The sequence below is a fragment of the Rhodanobacter sp. MP1X3 genome, from assembly GCF_014207165.1.
Classification (GTDB): domain Bacteria; phylum Pseudomonadota; class Gammaproteobacteria; order Xanthomonadales; family Rhodanobacteraceae; genus Rhodanobacter.
In genome coordinates this window covers 265,562-265,948 of record NZ_JACHCO010000001.1, presented here as the reverse complement: position 1 = coordinate 265,948, position 387 = coordinate 265,562, and the positions used below count along the sequence as shown (strand labels likewise).

General features: G+C 58.7%; 1 protein-coding gene. It reads right to left on the bottom strand.

The window, feature by feature from the left end:
* Positions 1-387, bottom strand: a 387-nt coding sequence (locus tag HDE79_RS01080) for a hypothetical protein (protein ID WP_221439978.1), incomplete at both ends; no start/stop codon positions are given.

The window sequence follows — 387 nt, the reverse complement described above, 5'->3', positions numbered from 1 at the left end:
GCAACTGTCCGTGGTGCTCTGATAGCAATAGGTGGAGGCGATATTAGCGCCCGTGCTTGTGTTGACATTCACATAGACCGGTGCTCCTGAGCCGGTCACCACCACGTTGCTCAACGTCAATTCCAGGTTCTGGCCCTGCGTCGCGTTGAACGTCATGGTGACGCTCTGGCCCGGTCCGGAGGCCGTCTGATTCTGTAGAGCACCTGTGGTTGGAAGTGTCGGATTGCCATACACCACAGGAGGACCGGCCGTGTCGGATGCCATGCTAACGGTGGCCGTTGCCGGTAGTCCGTAGACCGTGTAGACCACCGCCGTGTACGTGCCGCTGGCTGGTAGGTTAGATAGATTCAACGTCACCGGCCCACCGGTGGTGTTCGTATACGTGTA